Raw genomic sequence first — 19,483 nt, 5'->3', positions numbered from 1 at the left:
GTGTGCGTACGGGGATGAGATCGCTGAGATCGCGTCGAGGGTGGGGCATCGGGGCTGTGGTGGCCGCCGGTGTGTCCGGGGTTCTGATCGTGCAGAGCGCGAGCGGCGGTGGCGCGGACAGCGTGGCCGACGACGGCAAGCCGGTCTCCGGGCCGATCGCGAGCGAGGAGTACGCGGCGACGCTGAAGGTGGCCGCCGACGGCGGCTCGGCGACGCTGGCCAAGCGGGACACCAAGCCGTTCAGCATGCTCGGCGTCACCTGGTCCGACCCGTCGGCCGGCCTGGCGGGCAAGGTCGAGGTCCGCACCCGTGAGGCCGGCACCGGCACCTGGTCGTCCTGGCTTGAGCTGGGTGCGGACAGCGGACCCGGCGAGGAGGGCGCGACCCGCGCCGGCACCGAGCCCGCGTGGGTCGGCGCGTCCGACGGAGTGGAGGTCCGGGTCGACGGCAAGGAGTCCGCCGAACTGCCCGAGGGCCTGCGCGTCGACATGATCGACCCCGGCACCGGTGCGACCTCCGACCTGGAGCCGGCGGGCTACGTGGCGGCTGCGGGCACCGAGTCGCCGGACGCGACGGTCACGCCGGACGAGACGGAGTCCGCCTCGCCGACGGAGACGGACTCGGCGTCCGCCCCTGCCTCCGCCTCGCCGACCGAGTCCGCCTCGGCCTCCCCCGGCACGTCCGAGGCGCCGAGCAGCGCGCCCGTGACGACTGAGCCGGAGAGAACCTCGGCTCCGGCCACGCCGGACGCCTCGGCGAGCACCGGCCCCACGGCACCGCCGTCCACCGCCCCCAAGCCGCCGATCACCTCGCGGGCCGGCTGGGGCGCGGACGAGTCGATGAGCCCCGATGCGCCGGACTACCTCGCGGGCGGGATCAAGGCGGCGGTCGTCCACCACACCGCCGAGACGAACGACTACACGTGCGACCAGTCCCCGGCGATGATCCGCGCCATCTACACGTACCACGTCAAAACGAACGGCTGGAAGGACATCGGCTACAACTTCCTGGTCGACAAGTGCGGCACGATCTTCGAAGGCCGTAAGGGCGGGGTCGACAAGCCGGTCTTCGGGGCGCACGCCTACGGCTTCAACAGCCAGACCACCGGCATCTCGGTCCTCGGCAACTACAGCCTGGTCGAACCGCCGACGGAGGTCCTGACCTCCGTCGCCCGCCTCGCCGCCTGGAAGCTCGGCCAGTACGGAGTCGACCCCGGGCCGACGGCCACCACCACGCTCACCGCGGGCGCCGCCGGGACCAGCCAGTACAACCGGAGGACGTGGAAGACGGGCGACCAGCTCTCCTTCCCGACCATCCACGGCCACGGCGACGGCTACGCCACCGAGTGCCCGGGCACCAAGCTCCACGCCCAACTGGCCACCATCCGCAGCCATGCGGCGGGCCCGGTCGCCGGTCTCAGCCTCAAGTCGGTTACCGGCGCGGGCACTTCGGGCGCGCGGACGTACACCAAGTCGGGCACGACGGTCAGTTGGTCGGCGACCACCCCGGCCGAGCTGATCGCGAAGTACGAGGTGCTCGTCGACGGCAAGGTCACCGCCACCACCGCCGGTACGGCGACCTCCGCGAAGGCGAACCTGGCGCTCGGCACGCACTCCGTGTCCGTACGGGCCACCCACATCTCCGGGCGGACGACGACCACCGCCGCCGCGACCGTCGTCGCCGAGACGACCCCGCCCACCTTCGCCACCGCGCCGAACCTCGCCCTGCGCGCCGGCACGGTGGAGACGACGGCCGTCCCGGTCACCCTGAAGTGGAAGGCCACGGACTCGGCCGCCCTGAAGGAGGTGCGCCTGACGGCCCCGGTCGCCAAGACGTACGGCCCGACGATCGTCAGCGCCGACCTGACCTCCAGGTCCGGTGCGGCCACGACCTGGTCGATGACGGCGTACGACCAGGCGGGCAACACCGGGGCGGCCTCGGTCGCCGGTACGCCGGTGATCCTCCAGGAGACCTCGGCGACCCGCACCGGCACCTGGACGACGAAGTCGTCGACCGGCTACCTGGGCGGCAAGTCGTACTCGAGCTCCGCCAAGAAGGCCTCACTGACCTGGACGTTCACCGGCCGCTCGGCCGCCCTCGCGGTGTCGCGGGCCTCGACGTCGGGCCAGGTGAACGTCTTCGTGGACGGGGTCAAGGTCGCGACAGTGGATCTGAAGTCGGCGACGACGAAGTACCGCGACGCGATCTGGACGAAGAACTGGAGCGCGAGCGCCAGGCACACGGTCAAGATCGTGGTCGTCGGCACGAGCGGCCGTCCGGCGGTCACCACGGACGGTCTGGTCTACCTGAGGTAGCACGTCCGACTCCCCTTCCCCGCGTGAACGACGCGAACAGCCCGAGCACCGTCCTCGTACGGTGCTCGGGCTGTTCGCGTTTTCGGGAGGATCTCCATGAATCGCGGCTGTGGACGCCCTGGGGACCTACTGCGCAATTCCGTTGGTCTATAGCGGAGTCCGGGCGCACTCCGGGTGGTGCGGTGATGGCTGCGCGTTACATCGACGGGGGAAACAGGCCGCGCGGGGGCGGGGATTGGCCGGGGATCGACGTGGCCGACACCTGCCCGCCCCCCTATGCTGCGACCGCTCGACCTTCACAGTTCCTTCATGGCTCAACCACAGGTTGGGTGCAGTCGTGTGCATGCCTTTGGCATGTGCATGACCGTTGCGTGTACGCGTGATTCTCACCCCCCACTGCACCACTGCGATGAAAGGGAGAACCATGGCTGGTGGCCTGCTCGTCAGCGGCGCGATTGCCGCTCTGTTCGCCGCTGCGATACCCGCACACGGCGCCGGGTCGTCCTTCGAGGACCCGCCCGCGGACAAGATCGTCATCAAGGTCGCCACGGTGAACGGCTCCGGCTGTCCCGCGGGTACGGCCGCGGTGGCCGTTTCCGCTGACAACACCGCCTTCACCGTCACCTACAGCGACTACCTCGCCCAGGCCGGCGGCAACTCCGACCCGACGGCGTTCCGCAAGAACTGCCAGCTCAGCCTGCTGGTGCACGTCCCGGCGGGCTTCACCTACGCCATCGCCAGCGCCGACTACCGGGGCTTCGCAGCCCTTCAGCGGGGCGCGAGCGCCGTCCAGCGGGCCTCGTACTACTTCCAGGGCTCGTCGAACACGGCGTTCCGCAACCACTCGTACAACGGCCCGTACAACGACAGCTGGCAGGCCACCGACACCACCGAGTGGGCCCAACTGGTCTGGGCACCCTGTGGAGTTCAGCGCAACTTCAACATCAACACGGAGCTGCGGGTGAACGCCGGTTCGTCGACGGGCACCAGCTTCATGGCGATGGACTCGACGGACGGCGAGATCGACACGATCTACCACCTGGCGTGGCAGCCGTGCCCCGCGAAGTGACCTCCGCGGGAGCCGTGAGGGAGTTGTAGGCCCGCCGGACCGGGCGGCGACCCGTGAGCGGGTTGCCGCCCGGCCCGGCGGGGGCGGGGTGTGGACACGGCCGGCGGTGTCCACACCCCCGTTCCGGCGGTTACGCCGGAACGGCCGGCGTCAGCTGCTTTCCACGCCCACGGTCAGCGTCCCCGCGTATCCCGCCGAGGTCGAACTCCCCAGCGCGGCAAGGGTGAGGAGACCGGAGGCGGCGCCGCCCTCGTCGTAGATCGAGTCCTGGGCGAGGGTGGTGCGGGGGACCGTGTTGGCCGCGTACGTCGAGAGTGCCGCGACCTTCGCGGTGATCGTCTCGTCGAAGAACAGCTGGCCGGTGTGGAGTTCCTGGCTGCCGGTGAACGAGCCGTTGGACGTGAGCGTGACGTTCGTGTGCACCTTGAGATGGATGTGGACACAGCGGCCCCGGTACCAACCGGGGTAGACAGTGGTGATGTCGGCGATGCCGACGGAGTTCGTCAGCACGCCGCCGCGCAGGAAGGTGCCGTTGTCCGGTTCGGTGTGGCCGTTGTTGCCGACGAAGCCGGAGTACTCGCCGAGGGCGTCGCAGTGCCAGATCTCCACGAGCGCGTTGCCGAGGGGCGCGCAGGTGTCGTCGTCGACGACGGTGAGGGTGAGTCTGAGGGGGATGCCGGTCTTGTCCTCGCGGATGTCGGCGCGGACGTACTGGCCGTCGAGATAGTAGGGGCCTTCGGTCATCTCCCTCGTGAGGGTGCAGACGGCCGCGGCGGCGACCGGGGCGGTCGTGTCCGCGGTGGGGGCCGGGGATTCGGGCACGGCGGCGGCCACGGCCAGGGTGGCGGCGGTGGCGCCGGTCGCGATCAGTACGGTGCGGCGACCGATCGCCGTGGGGGGCGTTTCCGAAATCTCTGTCATGAACACGGCAAGATAGTGGAGCTTGCTGTCGATGTGCTGTCGACGAGCTGGGGATTCGGCAAAGTGATGTCACGTCAAGTCAGTTGTGAGACAAGGGAGTTGATTGATCAGCTCCAGCTGGGTGAGCCCCACTCCCACTCGCCGTACGGCACCGGCCGTCCCATGAAGGCGTTCAGCAGGACCCGGTCGCCCAGCGGCTGCTCCAGTTCGACCGCCACCTTCTTGCTCGCCATGGAGGCGATGCAGGGCAGATCCTGCTCCACATGGGCGACGGTCGCCGAGAGCACCACACTGCCGTTCGTTTCCCATGCCTTCACGCGAGGGCCGTCTTCGCAGGCGCCGTGGTCGGCCAGCACGGTGACGGTCCGTCCGTCCCCGGACACCTCCACCAGTTGCGAGATCTGCGTCAGTTCGGTGGGTGACTCCCCGGCCTCCCCGATCGGAGACTTCGGGAGCTTCGACGGGCGCAGGGCAACACGCTTGAGCGGCTCGTCATATCCGTCCAGCGTGAACAGCCAGGCCGGTACGGTCGCAGGGCCTCGGCTCGTCGCGATCGTCATCTCGCCCAACGTGGCTTCGGTGACGGTGAGGTGGGGGACATCGGAGCTCTCGAAGTGGTCCAGGGCGGTGTAAGCCTGTCGCGCGTCCATCAGGGGGCGGGTGAGCGAGCCTCCGCCCTCCCACTTCGCCGTCCCCTCCTCGGGGGCGGTGGTGGGGAGTTCGCCGCGCAGTACGTAGCTCTGCGTCGTGTAGGCCGTCTTGTCGTCCTCGCTGTGGAAGCCACCGCCCGGCGGCTGGGAGGCCTCGCCCATGGGGAAGTAGCCCTTGCGCCAAGCCTCGGCGGCCTCGGAACCGTCCCAGGCGTCGGCGACCTGCTTGGCGCGGACCGCCGACGGCGACAAGGTGTCCTGGTCGCGGGGGTGTGTGATGCCGATGCCCCCGGCCTTCTCGCTGCCGCAACCGGCCGCGAACAGGGCGGTGGTGAGGACGAGGGCGAGTCGGGTCGTGGTGCGGGTGGTGTTCGTGTGCATGGGTCCCCCCGGGGCTGATGCTGTTGTGACTGTGACGCATCGGACCCGGTTTACGTTCGGCCCCACCCCACCCTGTCAGTTCGGCAGCGGTCGGCCCATGAACGCGTCCAGGAGGACGCGGTCACCCAGGGGGCGGTCCAGTTTGACGGTCACCTTCTCGCCGCGCAGTTCCATGGTGCAGATCTTGCCCGTGTTGCCCCCGACGATCGACGCCGACAGCACCACGCTGCCGTCGGTCTCCAGCGCGTCCACGGCGGGGCCGTCGTCGCAGGACCCGTGGTACGCCACGACGGTGACGGAACGGCCGTCCTCGGACACCTCGACCAACTGGCCCAGTTCTTCAAGGCCGTCGCGCGTCGTCCGGCCCCCCGAGGCCCTCTCGATCGGAGGCTTCGGGAGCTTCGACGGTTCGAGGGCGACGCGCCTGAGCGGCTCGTCGTACCCCTCCAACGTGAACAGCCAGGCCGGCACGGTCGCCGGGCCGCGACTGGTGACGATCGACATCTCACCCAACTTGGCGCTGGTCACGGTGAGTTGAGGATCCGTGGGGCTGTCGACACGGTCCATGGCGGTGTACGTCTGCCGCGCGTCCCGCAGGGGCAGGGTGAGCGATTCTCCACCCGCCCACTTCACCTTCCCCTCCTTGGGCGCTGTGGTGGGGAGTTCGCCGCGGAGTAGGTAGTTCTCCAGCATGTGGGCAATCTTGTCGTCGTCGCTGTGGAAACCGTCGCTGGGCGGCGGGGTCGAGTCGCCCAGGGGGTAGTAGCCGCTGCGATACGCCTCGGCGGCCTTCGAACCGTCCCAGGCGTCGGCGACCTGCTGGGCGCGGCTGTTCGACGGTGCGGGGCTGTCCTTGGACGCGGTGGGCTTCGGGACGGTGCTGCCCTCCACCTTCTCGCTGCCGCAACCGGCGGCGAACAGGGTGGTGGTGAGGGCGAGAGCGAGGGTGAGTCGGGTCGTGGTGCGGGTGGTGTGCGTACGCATGGGTCCCCCCGGAGCTGATGCTGTCGGGACTGTGACGCATCGGACCCGGTTTGCGTTCGATTCGGTGGGTTCCGGGTGGTCACAAGGATGGCAACCCGGGTCCCGGCGGCCCCTGGGCGGAGTGCACCGGCCCGGTGCCCGCAGCTGAACTCCGGCCCGCCCAGCCCCTGCACGGGGCTGCTTCGTCAGGGCTCGGGTGAGACGCCGCTGACGAGGCGATCTCAGACCCTGACGGCGTACGCGACGAAGCCGGCCCAAGTGGTGGGGGAGAGGGCGAGTTGGGGGCAGACAGGCCGAGTGTCTGCGGTGTGGGTTGTACCAGTCGGTGATCTAGGTCGCGATCTTGATGTGGGCCTTGACCGGCGCCGCGCGTTCGTCGTGCACACGACGAGGCCCGGCCAGGGGGACACCGGCCGGGCGTCCTGTCGTTGAGGGTGCTACCCCTTGGGCTCCTCGCGTCCCTTGACCACGCGCCACAGGTGCCTTGCCTCGGGGCAGACGCCGTCCACGCAGTTCGGGCACGCTTCGGCGTGTTCGACGTACGTGCGGTACGCGGCTGGTGCCGGACGGACTCCCTGCCGGCGACGGCTTGCACGTGCCCGGCGCCCCCGCTGCCGTTCTCGCGTCGCCCCTCGACTCCGCTGCCGTTCGCCGGGTACACGAACTACTTTCTCTGGCTGGAACAGGCCCGGTTTGGCACGGCGCTGCGCCGGAAGGCGGCTGGCGGTGCCGTGTGCGTTTCCTCGTCGGCGACCCGGACAGTGACCTCACGCGGTCCCGCGAGAAGGACGAAGGCGTGGCCCTCACCCTGTCCACGCGGATCCGTGTCACCCTCGCCGAACTGGAGAAGATCCGGAGTCAGGCGGGCATCGGCGCGCGGTACAGCAACGGGCACGCCCACGCGGGCTTCCATCGCGCTCCGTCCCTCCCCGGTCTGCTCATCGCCGCCACCGCTGAACCGCACCGGCTGACCGTCCTCCACTACGACGGCGACTTCGACATGATCGGCAGCATCACCGGACAGCCCACCCAATGGGTAGTCCCCCCGGGCGCCGCCGACCGTTGACCGTCTGGGATCCCCGGGGACCGGTGGCCGATGCGAGTGATCAGCCCGCCTGTCCCATGCCCGCCGCGTTCGGCCAGCTCTGGGCGGCGGGCCAGCCCGTCGCCGGGGCCGGGGCCAGGCCCGGGCCGGTGGTGCCGCGGACCTGGGCGGCCGTGAGGCCGTTGCGGGCCGGGACACCGGAGGGGGTGGGCTGCTGCTGGTTCATCGGCTGCCGGCCCATCGACTGGGGCTGCGGCTGCTGGGGGATCGGGGGCTGCTGCATCTGTGGCTGGGGGATCTGGGGCTGCGGGACCTGCTGAGGCTGCTGCTGCATGGGCTGCTGCTGCATCTGCATACCGCCGTAGCTCTGACCCGCGCCACCGTAGCTCTGCCCGGCGCCACCGTAGCTCTGCGCGGTCATCGCGGCCGGCATCTGCATCCCGGCGCCGCCGGACTGCATGGCGGCGGGCATCTGCATCGGCACGGGGGCCTGCATCGGTGCCTGCATCGGCGTCGGCATGCCGGTACCGGCTGCCGCGGCTGCTGCCAGCCCCGGCATACCGGTACCGAGGGCCTGAGCGGCAAGGCCCGGCATACCGCCCCCGTTGGTGGCACTGACCAGCCGGTCCACCGCCGCCGTACCCGAGCTGTAGTTGGTCCCTGTACCCAGCTCGGGTACGGCGGCTCCCCTCCTGGTCCCGTAGAGCACCTGTTCCAGGCCGGACACCAGGCGACGCACGTCCACCTGGGGGCGCACCACGAGGCGCAGGAAGCGACTGGACGAGCCGATCTTGTTGCCGCACTCACGGACCAGGATGCGATGCTCGGTGAGCATCCGGTCCCGGACCACGGTGCCCTCGGCGCCGACGGGGAGGCGCACGAAGAGGAAGTTGCCCTGCGACGGGTAGACCGTCAGGCCGGGCAGGGAGGAGAGCTGGCTCGCCATGTCGAGGCGGTCGCGGCGCACCTGGTGGAGGCTCTGCATGTACTCCTGGCCGTGCTCCTTGAGCATGAACACCACGTACTCGGCGAAGGCGTTGAGGTTCCACTTCGGCAGCATCGAGCGGACGCGGCCCGCGAGCGACGGGTTGGCGACCATGTAGCCGAAGCGGATGCCGTGCAGACCGAAGTTCTTGCCGAGGCTGCGCAGGACGATGACGTTGGGGCGGATCATCGCCTCCTGCACGACGCTCGGTTCCGCCTCGGCGTCGGCGAACTCCAGGAACGACTCGTCGATGATGATCAGGTCGAGGTCGGCCATCGCGTCCATGAACTGCACGAGCGCGTGCTTGTGCAGGAAGCCGCCGTCGGGGTTGTTCGGGTTGCAGATGACGGCGACACGGGTGCCGCGCGCCCGGATGAACTCGGCGTACTGGGCGAGGTCGAGGTTGAAGCCGCTGGACTCCTGGAGCGGGAACATGTCGACCCGCTTGCCGGTCTCCATGGGCTGGTCGGTCCAGCGGCCGAAGGTGGGGACGGGGACGGCGAGGGATTCGCGGACCAGCAAGTGGTCGATCCACGTGATCAGTTCGGTCGAGCCGTTGCCCATCGCCACGGCCTGCGGGGGCAGTTGGAGCAGATTGCACAGCTCGGCGGTGATGGTGTCGGCGCTGCTCGGGTAGTACGTGATGATGTCGCGCAGCCGCGCCGCCATGGTGTCCATCATGGCGGGGGTGGGGAAGTACGGGTTGCACGGGATACAGAAGTCGACCGGGCCGGTCCCGTCGCTCTCTCGCGCGAGCGCAGCCATCGAGGGGCTGTGCGCCGCCGTGCTGCGAAAGAGCGAGGTGACGTTGTCGGCCATGGAACCTCCGTATGTGGCGGACCCGTTGGGGAGGACGGGTCCTCCGACTCTGGGTGGCCCGCGCGGGGGAGCACGGGCCGCTCCTGAATACGGATGGCTGTGGGTCGCTGTTCAACCGCTGTGGTTTCGAGGGAAAATTGTGAAGCTCCTGTGAAACCGATCACTGATGTGACTCTGGGTAACAGCGGTCACGCGTCGAACGAGTGGATCGTCGTCGTGCGATAGGTCCGGCCCGGACGCAGCACCGTGGACGGGAAGTCCGGCCGGTTCGGTGAGTCCGGGTGGTGCTGGGTCTCCAGGCACAGCGCGTCGCCCTGGCGGTGGACGGCACCGCCGGTGCCGACGAGGGTGCCGTCGAGGAAGTTGCCCGAGTAGAACTGCAGGCCCGGTTCGGTGGTCGCGATCCTCAACGTGCGGCCGGACGAAGGGTCCTTGAGGGTGGCGACGTGCTGGGGCTCGGCCGTGACGCCCTTGTCGAGCACCCAGTTGTGGTCGAAGCCCTTGGCGTACAGCAGCTGTTGGTGGGCGACCCGGAGATCCGCGCCGACCGCCTTGGCCGCCCGGAAGTCGAAGGGGGTACCCGCGACGTCGGCAAGCTCGCCGGTGGGGATGAGGCCGGAGTCGACGGGGGTGTAGCGGGCGGCGGCGATCTCCAGCTCGTGGCCGTTGACCGAGCCACTGCTCTCGCCGGCGAGGTTCCAGTAGACGTGGCTGGTGAGGTTGACGACGGTGACCTTGTCGGTGGTGGCCTCGTAGTCGACGCGCCAGTCGCCGTGCTCGGTGAGGGTATAGGTGACCTTCGTCCGCAGTGTGCCGGGGAAGCCCATCTCACCGTCGGCGCTGGTGTGTTGGAGGACCAGGCCGATGTCCGGGCCCTGCGTGAACGGCTCGACCTCCCAGACGGCCTTGTCGAAGCCTTCGCTGCCGCCGTGCAGGCTGTTCTCGCCGTCGTTGACGGACAGTTGGTACGCCGTGCCGTCCAGCGTGAACCGGCCCTTGCCGATGCGGTTGCCGTACCGGCCGACCAGGGCGCCGAAGTAGGGGCTGGCGGTGACGTAGTCCTCGATGGTGTCGAAGCCCAGGCAGACGTTGGCGTACCTGCCCTCGCCGTCCGGGATCTCCAGGGACTGCACGATCCCGCCGTACGACAGGACCTTCAGCCGGGTGCCGCCGTTCTCCAGCGACCAGCGGTGGATCTCCGTACCGTCGGCGAGTTTGCCGAAGAGTTCCTTCACGGGGTTCCTGCCTCCCATAACGACGGACACAAGCCGAAGGGTCCCGCGCACCGGTTGGCCGGTTGCCCGCGGGACCCACGACATGACCTGACGACGAACTACGTGCCTACGAACCGACCTTGCGCTTGTTCCACACGTCGAACCCGACCGCCGCCAGCAGGACCAGGCCCTTGATGACCTGCTGCCAGTCGGTGCCGATGCCGACGAGGTTCATACCGTTGTTCAGGACACCCAGGACCACGCCACCGATGATCGCGCCGAGGACGGTGCCCACACCGCCGCTCATCGACGCGCCGCCGATGTACGCGGCGGCGATCGCCTCCAGTTCGAAGTTGAGCCCCGCCTTGGGCGAGGCCGCGTTGAAGCGGGCGGCGAAGACCAGACCGGCCAGGGCGGCCAGCATGCCCATGTTCACGAAGAGCAGGAAGACGACCTTCTTGTCCTTCACACCCGACAGCTTGGCCGCGGGCAGGTTGCCGCCGATGGCGTAGACGTGGCGGCCGATGATGGCGTTGCGCATCACGTAGCCGAAGCCGACGACCAGCGCGCCGAGGACCAGCAGGACGATCGGGGCGCCCTTGTAGCTGGCCAGCAGCATGGTGACGGTGAGCACGGCCGCGGAGATCGCGACGAGCTTGAGGACGAACAGGTTCATCGGCGGCACGTCGAGCGCGAACTCCTGCTGCCGGCCCCGGTCGCGGACCTCCTGGAACACCACGAACGCGAGGACGGCGAAGCCCAGCAACAGCGTGAGGTTGTGGTAGTTGGTGTCCGGGCCGACCTCGGGGAGGAAGCCGTTGGCGACCTTCTGCAGGCCCTCGGGGAACGGGCCGAGGGTCTGGCCCTTCAGGAAGATCTCGGTGAGACCGCGGAAGACGAGCATGCCCGCCAGGGTCACGATGAACGACGGAATACCGAGATACGAGATGAAGAACCCTTGCGCGGCACCCGCGGCGGCGCCCACGCTCAGACACAGCAGGACGGCCAGCGGCCACGCTATGTCGTTGTCGACCATGAAGACGGCGGCCATCGAGCCGATGAACGCGGTCAGTGAGCCCACGGACAGGTCGATGTGGCCCGCGATGATGATCAGCATCATGCCGATCGCGAGGATCAGGATGTAGCTGTTCTGCAGCACCAGGTTGGAGACGTTGCGCGGCAGCAGCAGGTCGCCGTCGGTCCACACCGCGAACAGCGCCACGATCAGGCCGAGGGCGATCAGCATGCCGTACTGCCGCATGTTGCGGCGCAAGCCGTCCAGCACCAGTTGGAGCAGGCCTCCGCCGGCCGCCGTCCCGCTCTTGCCGGGCGGCGCGGGGGCCGGGGTCTTGGCGGTCACATCCGTGCTCATCGGTTTACCTCTTTGTCCTTCGTCATCTGACGCATCAGCGATTCCTGCGTGGCCTCGGCACGCGAGAACTCACCGGTCAGCCGTCCCGCGGCCATCGTGTAGATGCGGTCGCACATTCCGAGCAGCTCCGGCAGCTCGGAGGAGATGAAGACGACCGCCTTGCCGTCGGCCGCCAGCTTGTCGATGACCGTGTAGATCTCGAACTTGGCGCCCACGTCGATCCCGCGGGTCGGCTCGTCCAGGATCAGCACATCCGGACCCGTGAAGATCCACTTGCTGAGGACGACCTTCTGCTGGTTGCCGCCCGACAGCTTGCCGACCGGCTCGAAGACGGTCGGGGCCTTGATGTTCATGGACTTGCGGAAGCCCTCGGAGACCTTCCGCTCCTCGTGCTCGTCGACCACACCGCGCTTGGTGACCTTGTTCAGGGCACTGAGCGAGATGTTGCGGTTGATGGTGTCGATGAGGTTGAGGCCGTAGTGCTTGCGGTCCTCGGTGACATAGGCGATGCCGTGCTTGACCGCGTCGGAGACGGTCTTCGTACGGATCTCCGTGCCGTCCTTGAGGACCACCCCGTCCGTGTACCGGCCGTAGGTGCGTCCGAAGACGCTCATCGCGAGTTCGGTGCGCCCGGCGCCCATGAGGCCCGCGATACCGACGATCTCCCCGCGCCGCACGTTGATCGACACGTCGTCGACCACCTTGCGCTGCTGGTCGATCGGGTGGTGCACGGTCCAGCCGCGGATCTCCAGGGCGGGCGCGACGCCCGCCTCCGGCTGGTGCGGGGTCCGCTCAGGGAAGCGGTGTTCCAGGTCGCGGCCCACCATGCCGCTGATGATCCGGTCCTCGGTGGTCTCCGCGGCCTTCACATCGAGCGTCTCGATGGTCTGGCCGTCGCGCAGGATGGTCACCGAGTCGGCGACCGTCTCGATCTCGTTCAGCTTGTGGCTGATGATGATCGAGGTGATGCCCTGGTCCTTCAGGCCCAGGATGAGATCCAGGAGCTTGCCGCTGTCCTCGTCGTTCAGGGCGGCCGTCGGCTCGTCCAGGATGAGGAGCTTCACCTTCTTCGACAGCGCCTTGGCGATCTCGACCAGCTGCTGCTTGCCCACGCCGATGTCGGCGACCCGCGTCTGCGGGTTCTCGTCGAGCCCGACCCGCCGCAGGAGCTCGGCGGCGTGCTTCAGCGTGTCGTTCCAGCTGATGAACCCGCGCGTCGCGTGCTCGTTGCCGAGGAAGATGTTCTCCGCGATGGACATGTACGGCACCAGGGCCAGTTCCTGATGGATGATCACGATGCCGTGGTGCTCGCTGGCCCTGATGTCCTTGAAGGAGACGACCTCCCCCTCGAAGAGGATGTCTCCCTCGTAGGTTCCGTGCGGGTGGACGCCGGAGAGGACCTTCATCAAGGTCGACTTGCCGGCGCCGTTCTCCCCGCAGATGGCGTGGACCTCGCCCTGACGGACGGTCAGTGTGACGTCCGACAGCGCTTTGACGCCGGGAAAGGTCTTGACGATCGAGCGCATTTCCAGGACGGGTCCCGCCATGGTCGTGCCTGCCAATCTCTGGTGTGCGGGGGTTACTTGAGGTCGCTTTCCTTGACGTAACCCGAGTCGACGACGACCTTCTGGTAGTTGGCCTTGTCCACACTCACCGGGGTGAGCAGGTACGCGGGAACGACCTTCGCGCCGTTGTCGTACGTCTTGGTGTCGTTGGTCTCCGGCGTCTTGCCGGTGAGCGCCGCGTCCACCATGTTCGAGGCGACCTTGGCGAGTTCGCGGGTGTCCTTGTAGACGGTCATCGACTGCTCGTCGGCGATGATCGACTTCACCGAGGCGACCTCGGCGTCCTGGCCGGTGACGACCGGCAGCGGCTTGCTCTTGGAGCCGTAGTCGTCGGACTTCAGCGCGGACAGGATGCCGATGGAGATGCCGTCGTACGGCGAGAGCACCGCGTCGACCCGCTCGGTCTTGTAGGCCGCGGTCAGGATGTCGTCCATGCGCTTCTGCGCGGTGCCGCCGTCCCAGCGGAGCGTGGTGACCTGGGTCAGCGCGGTCTGGCCGGACTTGACGACGAGCTGGTTCTTGTCGATGTACGGCTGCAGGACCTTCATCGCGCCGCCGAAGAAGTACTTCGTGTTGTTGTCGTCGTTCGAGCCGGCGAACAGCTCGATGTTGAACGGGCCCTTCTTCGAGCCGTCCGCCAGGCCGAGCTTCTCCAGGATGTAGTTGCCCTGGAGCTCGCCGACCTTCTCGTTGTCGAAGGACGCGTAGTAGTCGACGTTCTTCGTGCCGAGGATCAGTCGGTCGTAGGAGATGACCGGGATCTTGGCGTCGGCGGCCTGCTGGAGCACGTTGTTCAGCGACTTGTTGTCGATGGCCGCGACGATCAGCGCCTTCACACCCTGCGTGATCAGGTTCTCGATCTGCGACACCTGCTGGTCGGGGTCGTCCTCGCCGTAGACCAGCGTGGTCTTGTAACCCTTCGACTCCAAATCCTTGACCACGTTGGCGCCGTCGGCGATCCAGCGCTCAGAGGACTTGGTCGGCATCGCGATGCCGATGGTGCCGCCCTTGGCGCTGTCCCCGCTCGTCTCGCTGCCACCCTCGCTGCTCTGACCACAGGCGGAGAGGGAGAGGGCGAGAACGGCCGAGGTGGCTATGGCGGAGAGTGCGGCTCTGCGAGTACGCATGATCATCATCCTTGATGTCGTGAAGGCCAGGGGCGGTCTGGCGGTTCGGGCGCCCTTTCGGCGGTGCGAGGAGGGAACCCTAGAGAGTTGTGTCGGAGTCTGTTCGACTGCGTCGTGTTTTGTGAAGGGGCGGTGTCCGTAACGTTATGCAGGCGTTTCGAACCGCTTGAGATCGCCCGGCAGCCGCGAGCCGAGCGGCGCCATGTCGCCGTCCGCCCCGTGCCGCGCGAGCAGGTCCAGAGCGAGCCGGCCGCGCCGCACTCTCTCCTTGGCCGTGTTCAAAGTGAGATCACGCATGTGGTTCCCGTAGGGGTAGATCCCGGGAGCCTTCGAGAGACCGAACTTCAGGTAGAGCGGCGCGCCGCGCCGGATCAGCTCGGCGACCTCGTACATCCGGATGTAGCCGCCGAGATCGTCGGGGGCCTCGATGTACATGTCCATGGGAGCGGCCGACACCCGCCGGATCTCGGTGAGGTGATCGAGCGTCAGATCGCTCGGCACGTTGATCGAGTCGCCGCCGAGGTTCTCGTACACGGCGTACGCGGCCGGGTTCACCGGCCCGATCAGCGCCGACACCTTCAGCGTCGTCTCGGCCGGGATGATCCCGGCGAGCCGCGCCCGGTGCAGGGCCCACAGCACGCCCTCGTCGGCGACGAGCAGGCACTGGACGCCCAACTCCGTTGCCCGGACGGCGTCCTCGACGCATCCGGCGACCGCGTCATGGCCCCGGGCACGCAGTCCGCCGCCCTTGGAATCGGTACGGGTGGAGCCGCCGATGTCCCAGGTGCCGCGCGGACCGGTGAACAGGCAGAGCTCGATGTCGCGCTCGGCCGTCGCCTCCACCATCTCGGTGATCTCGGCGTCGGTCAGCATCCAGACACCGCTGCCCTGGCTGACCCGGTGGATCGGCACATCGAGCCGCGAGGCCTCCTTGAGGACCACGCCGAGCGCCTCGGGCCCCTCCACGGAGGGAACCTCGGTACGCCAGCGTCCCCCACCGGGGAAGGTGTGCGGAGAGGCGTCGGAGGGGTCGAGGGCGGGCGCGCCCAGGCCGAGTGCGGCGAGCGCCTGCTCTCCGGGGCGGCGGGCTGCGGAGGCGGTGGTGTCGGTCACAATCTGTCCTTCAGGATCGGCAGGTCCGGCGGGTTCGCGAGGTCCGGCAGGTTCGGTGTTTCGGACAAGGTTCGCGGCTCTGGATGCACAAGACGTTGGATGTACGCCGGTACGCAGTCGTCGGACACTCCGTACCGGCGTACGGCTCAGGGGTGTGTCATGGCCGCAGCAGGACCTTCCCGACCTTCGGATCGCCGGACCCCACCAACTCGATGGCCTGCGGAAACTCCTCCAGCGGCAGCTCGTGCGTGACGAGCGGCAGCGGGTCGAGGAGCCCGGCCCCGAAGACCCGCACGGTGTGCGCCCAGGCATCCGGCGCCGCACCGAAAACGGTGTGCACCTCCAGCTGACGTACGACGAGATCCGTCGGGTCGAGCCCGTCCGCACCCGGTGCCGGGATCCCCGTCAGGACCAGCCGGCCGCCCCGCCGCAGCAGGGCGGCGGCGGTGCGCGCCGCGTCCGCGGACCCGGCGGTCTCGATGACGACGTCGAAGTCGCCGGAGAGCCCTGTGCCCACCGCGTCCTTCGTACGGAACTCGGTGGCGCCGAACTTCTTCGACAGCTCGGCCCGGTCCGGACGCGTCCCCACGACGAGCAGCTCGGACGGCGAGCCCGCCTTCAGGAACTGAACGGCGAACATCCCGAGCGTCCCGGTGCCCACGACGGCGACCCGCTCACCCGGAACGGCGTTCGCCTTGAGCGCGGCGGCGGCGATGCACGCGGCCGGCTCCAGCAGCGCGGCCGCCGTGAGATCCGCGTCCTCGGGCAGTACGTGCAGCAGCCGGGCGGGCAGCGTCAGCGTGGTGGCCATCGCGCCGGGCTCGGTGAACCCGGTCTCCTCGTACCCGGCCGAGCACAGCGTGGTCTCACCGGCGTGACAGCGGTCGCACACCTGGCAGTTGCGGAAGCCCTCGCCAACCACCTTGCGGCCTACGAGAGTCGAAGGCACCCCGGGCCCGACCGCGGTCACCGTGCCGGACCACTCGTGACCCGGCGTGAGGGGGTAACGGACGTACCCCTCGGGCCTGTTGCCCTGGTAGACCTCGCGGTCGCTGCCGCAGATGCCGACGGCGTGGACCCGGACGAGGGCCTCGCCCGCCTCCGGCTGACGAGGCTCGTGCGGCACCAGACGGTGCTCACCCGGGGCCTCGATCACCACGGCGCTGCTCACTCGGTCCCCTTGGGCTTGCGCTGCTCCCAGCCCTCGGCCCAGAGGTCGAAGCGGGCCTGCTGCTGCGGGAACTCCGCCGCCGCGTCCACGTCCAGCTCGACACCGAGGCCGGGCTTGTCGGAGAGGTGGAAGTAGCCGTCCACGACCTCCGGAGCGCCCGAGACGACCTTCTTGATGTCCGCGTCGGCGAAGTCGTTGAAGTGTTCGAGGATCTTGAAGTTGGGCGAGCTGAACCCGACCTGGAGGGAGGCGGCGGTCAGGACCGGTCCGCCCACGTTGTGCGGCGCGACCAGCACGTAGTGCGCCTCGGCGGTCGCGGCCAGCTTCCGGGTCTCCCAAATGCCGCCGATGTGACCGACGTCGGGCTGGATGATGTCCACGGCCTGGCTCTCGAAGAGCTCCCGGAACTCGATCCGGTCGTGGATCCGCTCACCCGTGGCCACCGGGATGTCGACCTTGGCGGCGACCTTCTCCAGCGCCTTCAGGTTCTCCGGCGGGCAGGGCTCCTCCAGCCATGCGGGCTTGAAGGGCGCGAGCTCCTTCGCGAGCCGGATGGCGGTCGCGGGGGAGAAGCGGCCGTGCATCTCCAGCATCAGCTCGGCGTCCGGTCCGATGGCGTCCCGCACGGCCTCGATCAGGGAGACCGCGTACAGGCTCTGCTCGTGGTCCAGCTCGAAGTGGCCGGTCCCGAAGGGGTCGATCTTGAGCGCCTTGTAACCGCGCTCCATGACCCCCTTCGCCGCCTTGTGGTACGCCTCCGGCGTGCGCTCGGTGGTGTACCAGCCGTTGGCGTACGCCTTCACCTTGTCGGTGACCTTGCCGCCGAGGAGCTGCCACACCGGCACGCCGAGGGCCTTGCCCTTGATGTCCCAGCACGCCATCTCGATCACGGCGATGCCGGACATCACGATCTCGCCGGCGCGCCCGTAGTCGCCGTACTTCATGCGGCGGGTCAGGTCCTCGACAGCGAACGGGTCCGACCCGAGAATGTGGTTGACCTCGGCCTCGCGCAGATAGCCGAGCAGCGCGTCGGTGTGGCCCAGCATGCGGGTCTCGCCGACGCCGGTGAGTCCCTCGTCGGTGTGCACCTGGACGTAGGTCAGGTTCCGCCACGGCGTCCCGACCACGTGCGTGCTGATTCCCGTGATGCGCACGGTACTCCCTAAGTCCTGTATGGCCTGTTCGAGATTTCGTCACTTGTTCGAAATGCTGTCGCGACACTAAAGACGTTTCGGGCAGGGTGTCAATGGGTCGAGCGAACAACCCTTTCCGCGTTTTGGACCGCCGGCATCCGTTCCCACATTGCCGCACCGACACCCCTCCAGCCCGTCGACCGCCGCGTTATCCAACCGTGACGACCTCCCTGACGCAGCCCTCTTGACCGCCGTGGATTGTTAGCGCTCACAATGACCTCCGCATTCACCAGTCGTCTACGAACGGCATCCAGGGAGGTACGAGCGTCATGTCGGCAGTGCCCCACCTTGCCTTCCCGCCCGGCGCCTCGGGGCTTTCCGGAAACGCGGAGTGAGGCCGGCGGCACGGAGGCGACCGCCCACGCCGCAGGACTTATCCGCAGACAACCGCCAGGGAGGTGCAGCCGTGACACACTCGCCGATCCACTCGCAGCTCCGGCCGCCCACCATGGCCGACGTGGCACGCCAGGCCGGCGTGTCCCACCAGACCGTGTCCCGCGTACTGGGCGACCACCCCAATGTGCGGGACGAGACCCGGGCCAGGGTGTTGCAGGCCATCGAGGAGATGGGCTACCGCCGCAACTCCTCCGCGCGGGCCCTGGCGACCCGGCGCACCCTGTCCCTCGGGGTTGTCGCCTCCAACACCACGCTCTACGGGCCGGCCAGCACGCTGTTCGCGCTGGAGGAGGCGGCCCGCGCCGAGGGGTACCTCGTCTCGACGGTCAGCCTGCGCGAACTGACGGTCGAGACACTGTCCGAGGCCATGCACCGACTCAGTGAGGGTGGGGTGGAGGGGGTGATCGCCCTCGCCCCGCAGCGATCGGCCGTCGAGGCCCTCACCGAACTCCGCCACCCCTTCCCGGTGGTGGCCGTGGGCACCGGCTCCGGCGTGGAGATCCCCAGCGTCAACGTGGACCAGCGACTGGGTGCGCGGCTGGCCACCGGCCATCTGCTGGCCACGGGCCATCGCACGGTCTGGCATCTCGCCGGGCCCGAGAACTGGCAGGAGGCGGTGGACCGGGCCGACGGCTGGCGGACGACCCTGGAGGAGGCCGGTGTGGAACCGCCGGCGCCGCTGCGGGGGGACTGGAGTCCGCTGTCGGGCTATCGTGCGGGCCAGGAGCTGGCCGGGTGGGTGGGCCGGGGCCTGACCGCCGTCTTCGTCGCCAACGACCAGATGGCGCTCGGGGTGTTGTGGGCGCTGCGGGAGGCGGGCGTGCGCACTCCCCAGGACGTCGCGGTGGTCGGCTTCGACGACATCCCGGAGTCGGAGTTCTTCGCTCCGCCGCTCACCACCGTCCGGCAGGACTTCTCGGCGGTCGGCAAGCAGAGCATCGCCCTGCTGCTGGACCTCATCGAGGGCCGGCCGCCCTCCGGGACGTCACAGGTCGCCATCGAACCCCAACTCCTCGTCCGCGCCAGCACTTTCCCGTACGCCCCTCAGTCGGCGACCGCTCCCGACTGAGGGGGCACTGACCGGTTCGAGGATCGCCCCCCATCAACGTGGCCGATATCTCGAACAATGATCGACAGGTTGGACATATCGCAACCTGTCGCAC

At 68.7% G+C, this 19,483-nt stretch carries 15 protein-coding genes; 4 read left to right on the top strand and 11 right to left on the bottom strand.

Annotated features, from left to right (window positions below; all coding sequences use genetic code 11):
• Nucleotides 1–14: 14 nt before the first annotated feature.
• Nucleotides 15–2,315, top strand: coding sequence for an N-acetylmuramoyl-L-alanine amidase (locus IEY89_RS08920; protein ID WP_189146746.1), 2,301 nt, complete (start codon nucleotides 15–17; stop codon nucleotides 2,313–2,315).
• 424 nt (nucleotides 2,316–2,739) lie between these two features.
• A complete protein-coding gene (locus IEY89_RS08915) occupies nucleotides 2,740–3,384 on the top strand; it encodes a DUF4360 domain-containing protein (protein ID WP_189146745.1) in 645 nt (214 codons plus the stop codon).
• A 150-nt stretch (nucleotides 3,385–3,534) separates the two neighbouring features.
• Here the strand turns inward: IEY89_RS08915 and IEY89_RS08910 are convergent, their stop codons facing one another.
• From IEY89_RS08910 to IEY89_RS08900, 3 genes are all read right to left on the bottom strand, one after another.
• Nucleotides 3,535–4,305: an intradiol ring-cleavage dioxygenase gene (locus IEY89_RS08910; protein ID WP_189146744.1), complete on the bottom strand. Its 771-nt coding sequence runs from the start codon at nucleotides 4,303–4,305 to the stop codon at nucleotides 3,535–3,537.
• Between the two features lie 107 nt (nucleotides 4,306–4,412).
• Nucleotides 4,413–5,336 (bottom strand): hypothetical protein, encoded by a 924-nt coding sequence (locus IEY89_RS08905; RefSeq protein ID WP_189146743.1) that lies wholly within the window; start codon nucleotides 5,334–5,336, stop codon nucleotides 4,413–4,415.
• Nucleotides 5,337–5,411: 75 nt separating this feature from the next.
• Complete coding sequence (locus tag IEY89_RS08900) at nucleotides 5,412–6,320, bottom strand: hypothetical protein (RefSeq protein ID WP_189146742.1); 909 nt, start codon at nucleotides 6,318–6,320, stop codon at nucleotides 5,412–5,414.
• A 733-nt stretch (nucleotides 6,321–7,053) separates the two neighbouring features.
• On the opposite strand from IEY89_RS08900, the gene IEY89_RS40485 reads away from it, so the two are divergent.
• Nucleotides 7,054–7,386 (top strand): PIN domain-containing protein, encoded by a 333-nt coding sequence (locus IEY89_RS40485; RefSeq protein WP_229695107.1) that lies wholly within the window; start codon nucleotides 7,054–7,056, stop codon nucleotides 7,384–7,386.
• 40 nt (nucleotides 7,387–7,426) lie between these two features.
• On the opposite strand, the gene IEY89_RS08885 is transcribed toward IEY89_RS40485, so the two are convergent.
• The 8 genes from IEY89_RS08885 to IEY89_RS08850 form a co-directional block, all read right to left on the bottom strand.
• Nucleotides 7,427–9,169, bottom strand: coding sequence for an aminotransferase class I/II-fold pyridoxal phosphate-dependent enzyme (locus tag IEY89_RS08885; RefSeq protein ID WP_189146741.1), 1,743 nt, complete (start codon nucleotides 9,167–9,169; stop codon nucleotides 7,427–7,429).
• A gap of 188 nt (nucleotides 9,170–9,357) precedes the next feature.
• On the bottom strand, nucleotides 9,358–10,488 hold the full coding sequence (locus IEY89_RS08880; RefSeq protein WP_189146740.1) for an aldose epimerase family protein: 1,131 nt from the start codon (nucleotides 10,486–10,488) through the stop codon (nucleotides 9,358–9,360).
• A gap of 22 nt (nucleotides 10,489–10,510) precedes the next feature.
• Complete coding sequence (gene mmsB / locus IEY89_RS08875; RefSeq protein ID WP_189146739.1) at nucleotides 10,511–11,755, bottom strand: multiple monosaccharide ABC transporter permease; 1,245 nt, start codon at nucleotides 11,753–11,755, stop codon at nucleotides 10,511–10,513.
• Nucleotides 11,752–13,302 carry a multiple monosaccharide ABC transporter ATP-binding protein gene (mmsA, locus tag IEY89_RS08870; RefSeq protein ID WP_189146738.1) on the bottom strand — a complete coding sequence of 517 codons (1,551 nt, stop codon included), beginning with the start codon at nucleotides 13,300–13,302 and terminating at the stop codon, nucleotides 11,752–11,754. The genes mmsB and mmsA overlap by 4 nt, the downstream gene beginning before the upstream one ends.
• 32 nt (nucleotides 13,303–13,334) lie before the next feature.
• Nucleotides 13,335–14,447, bottom strand: a complete 1,113-nt coding sequence (gene chvE / locus IEY89_RS08865) for a multiple monosaccharide ABC transporter substrate-binding protein (RefSeq protein ID WP_373287209.1) — start codon at nucleotides 14,445–14,447, stop codon at nucleotides 13,335–13,337.
• A gap of 144 nt (nucleotides 14,448–14,591) precedes the next feature.
• Nucleotides 14,592–15,560 (bottom strand): hypothetical protein, encoded by a 969-nt coding sequence (locus tag IEY89_RS08860; protein ID WP_189146736.1) that lies wholly within the window; start codon nucleotides 15,558–15,560, stop codon nucleotides 14,592–14,594.
• Nucleotides 15,561–15,717: 157 nt separating this feature from the next.
• The gene (locus IEY89_RS08855; RefSeq protein ID WP_189146735.1) at nucleotides 15,718–16,731 is read right to left on the bottom strand and encodes a zinc-dependent alcohol dehydrogenase; all 1,014 of its coding nucleotides are present in this window, start codon (nucleotides 16,729–16,731) and stop codon (nucleotides 15,718–15,720) included.
• Nucleotides 16,728–17,885, bottom strand: coding sequence for a mandelate racemase/muconate lactonizing enzyme family protein (locus IEY89_RS08850; protein ID WP_189146734.1), 1,158 nt, complete (start codon nucleotides 17,883–17,885; stop codon nucleotides 16,728–16,730). The genes IEY89_RS08855 and IEY89_RS08850 overlap by 4 nt, the downstream gene beginning before the upstream one ends.
• Before the next feature lie 487 nt (nucleotides 17,886–18,372).
• Between IEY89_RS08850 and IEY89_RS08845 the strand changes: the two genes are divergently transcribed.
• Nucleotides 18,373–19,389 carry a LacI family DNA-binding transcriptional regulator gene (locus IEY89_RS08845; protein WP_189146931.1) on the top strand — a complete coding sequence of 339 codons (1,017 nt, stop codon included), beginning with the start codon at nucleotides 18,373–18,375 and terminating at the stop codon, nucleotides 19,387–19,389.
• Nucleotides 19,390–19,483: the final 94 nt, after the last annotated feature.

The organism is Streptomyces lacrimifluminis (assembly GCF_014646095.1).
Taxonomy (GTDB): Bacteria; Actinomycetota; Actinomycetes; order Streptomycetales; family Streptomycetaceae; genus Streptomyces; species Streptomyces lacrimifluminis.
This window is presented reverse-complemented; position numbering and strand designations above follow the sequence as displayed.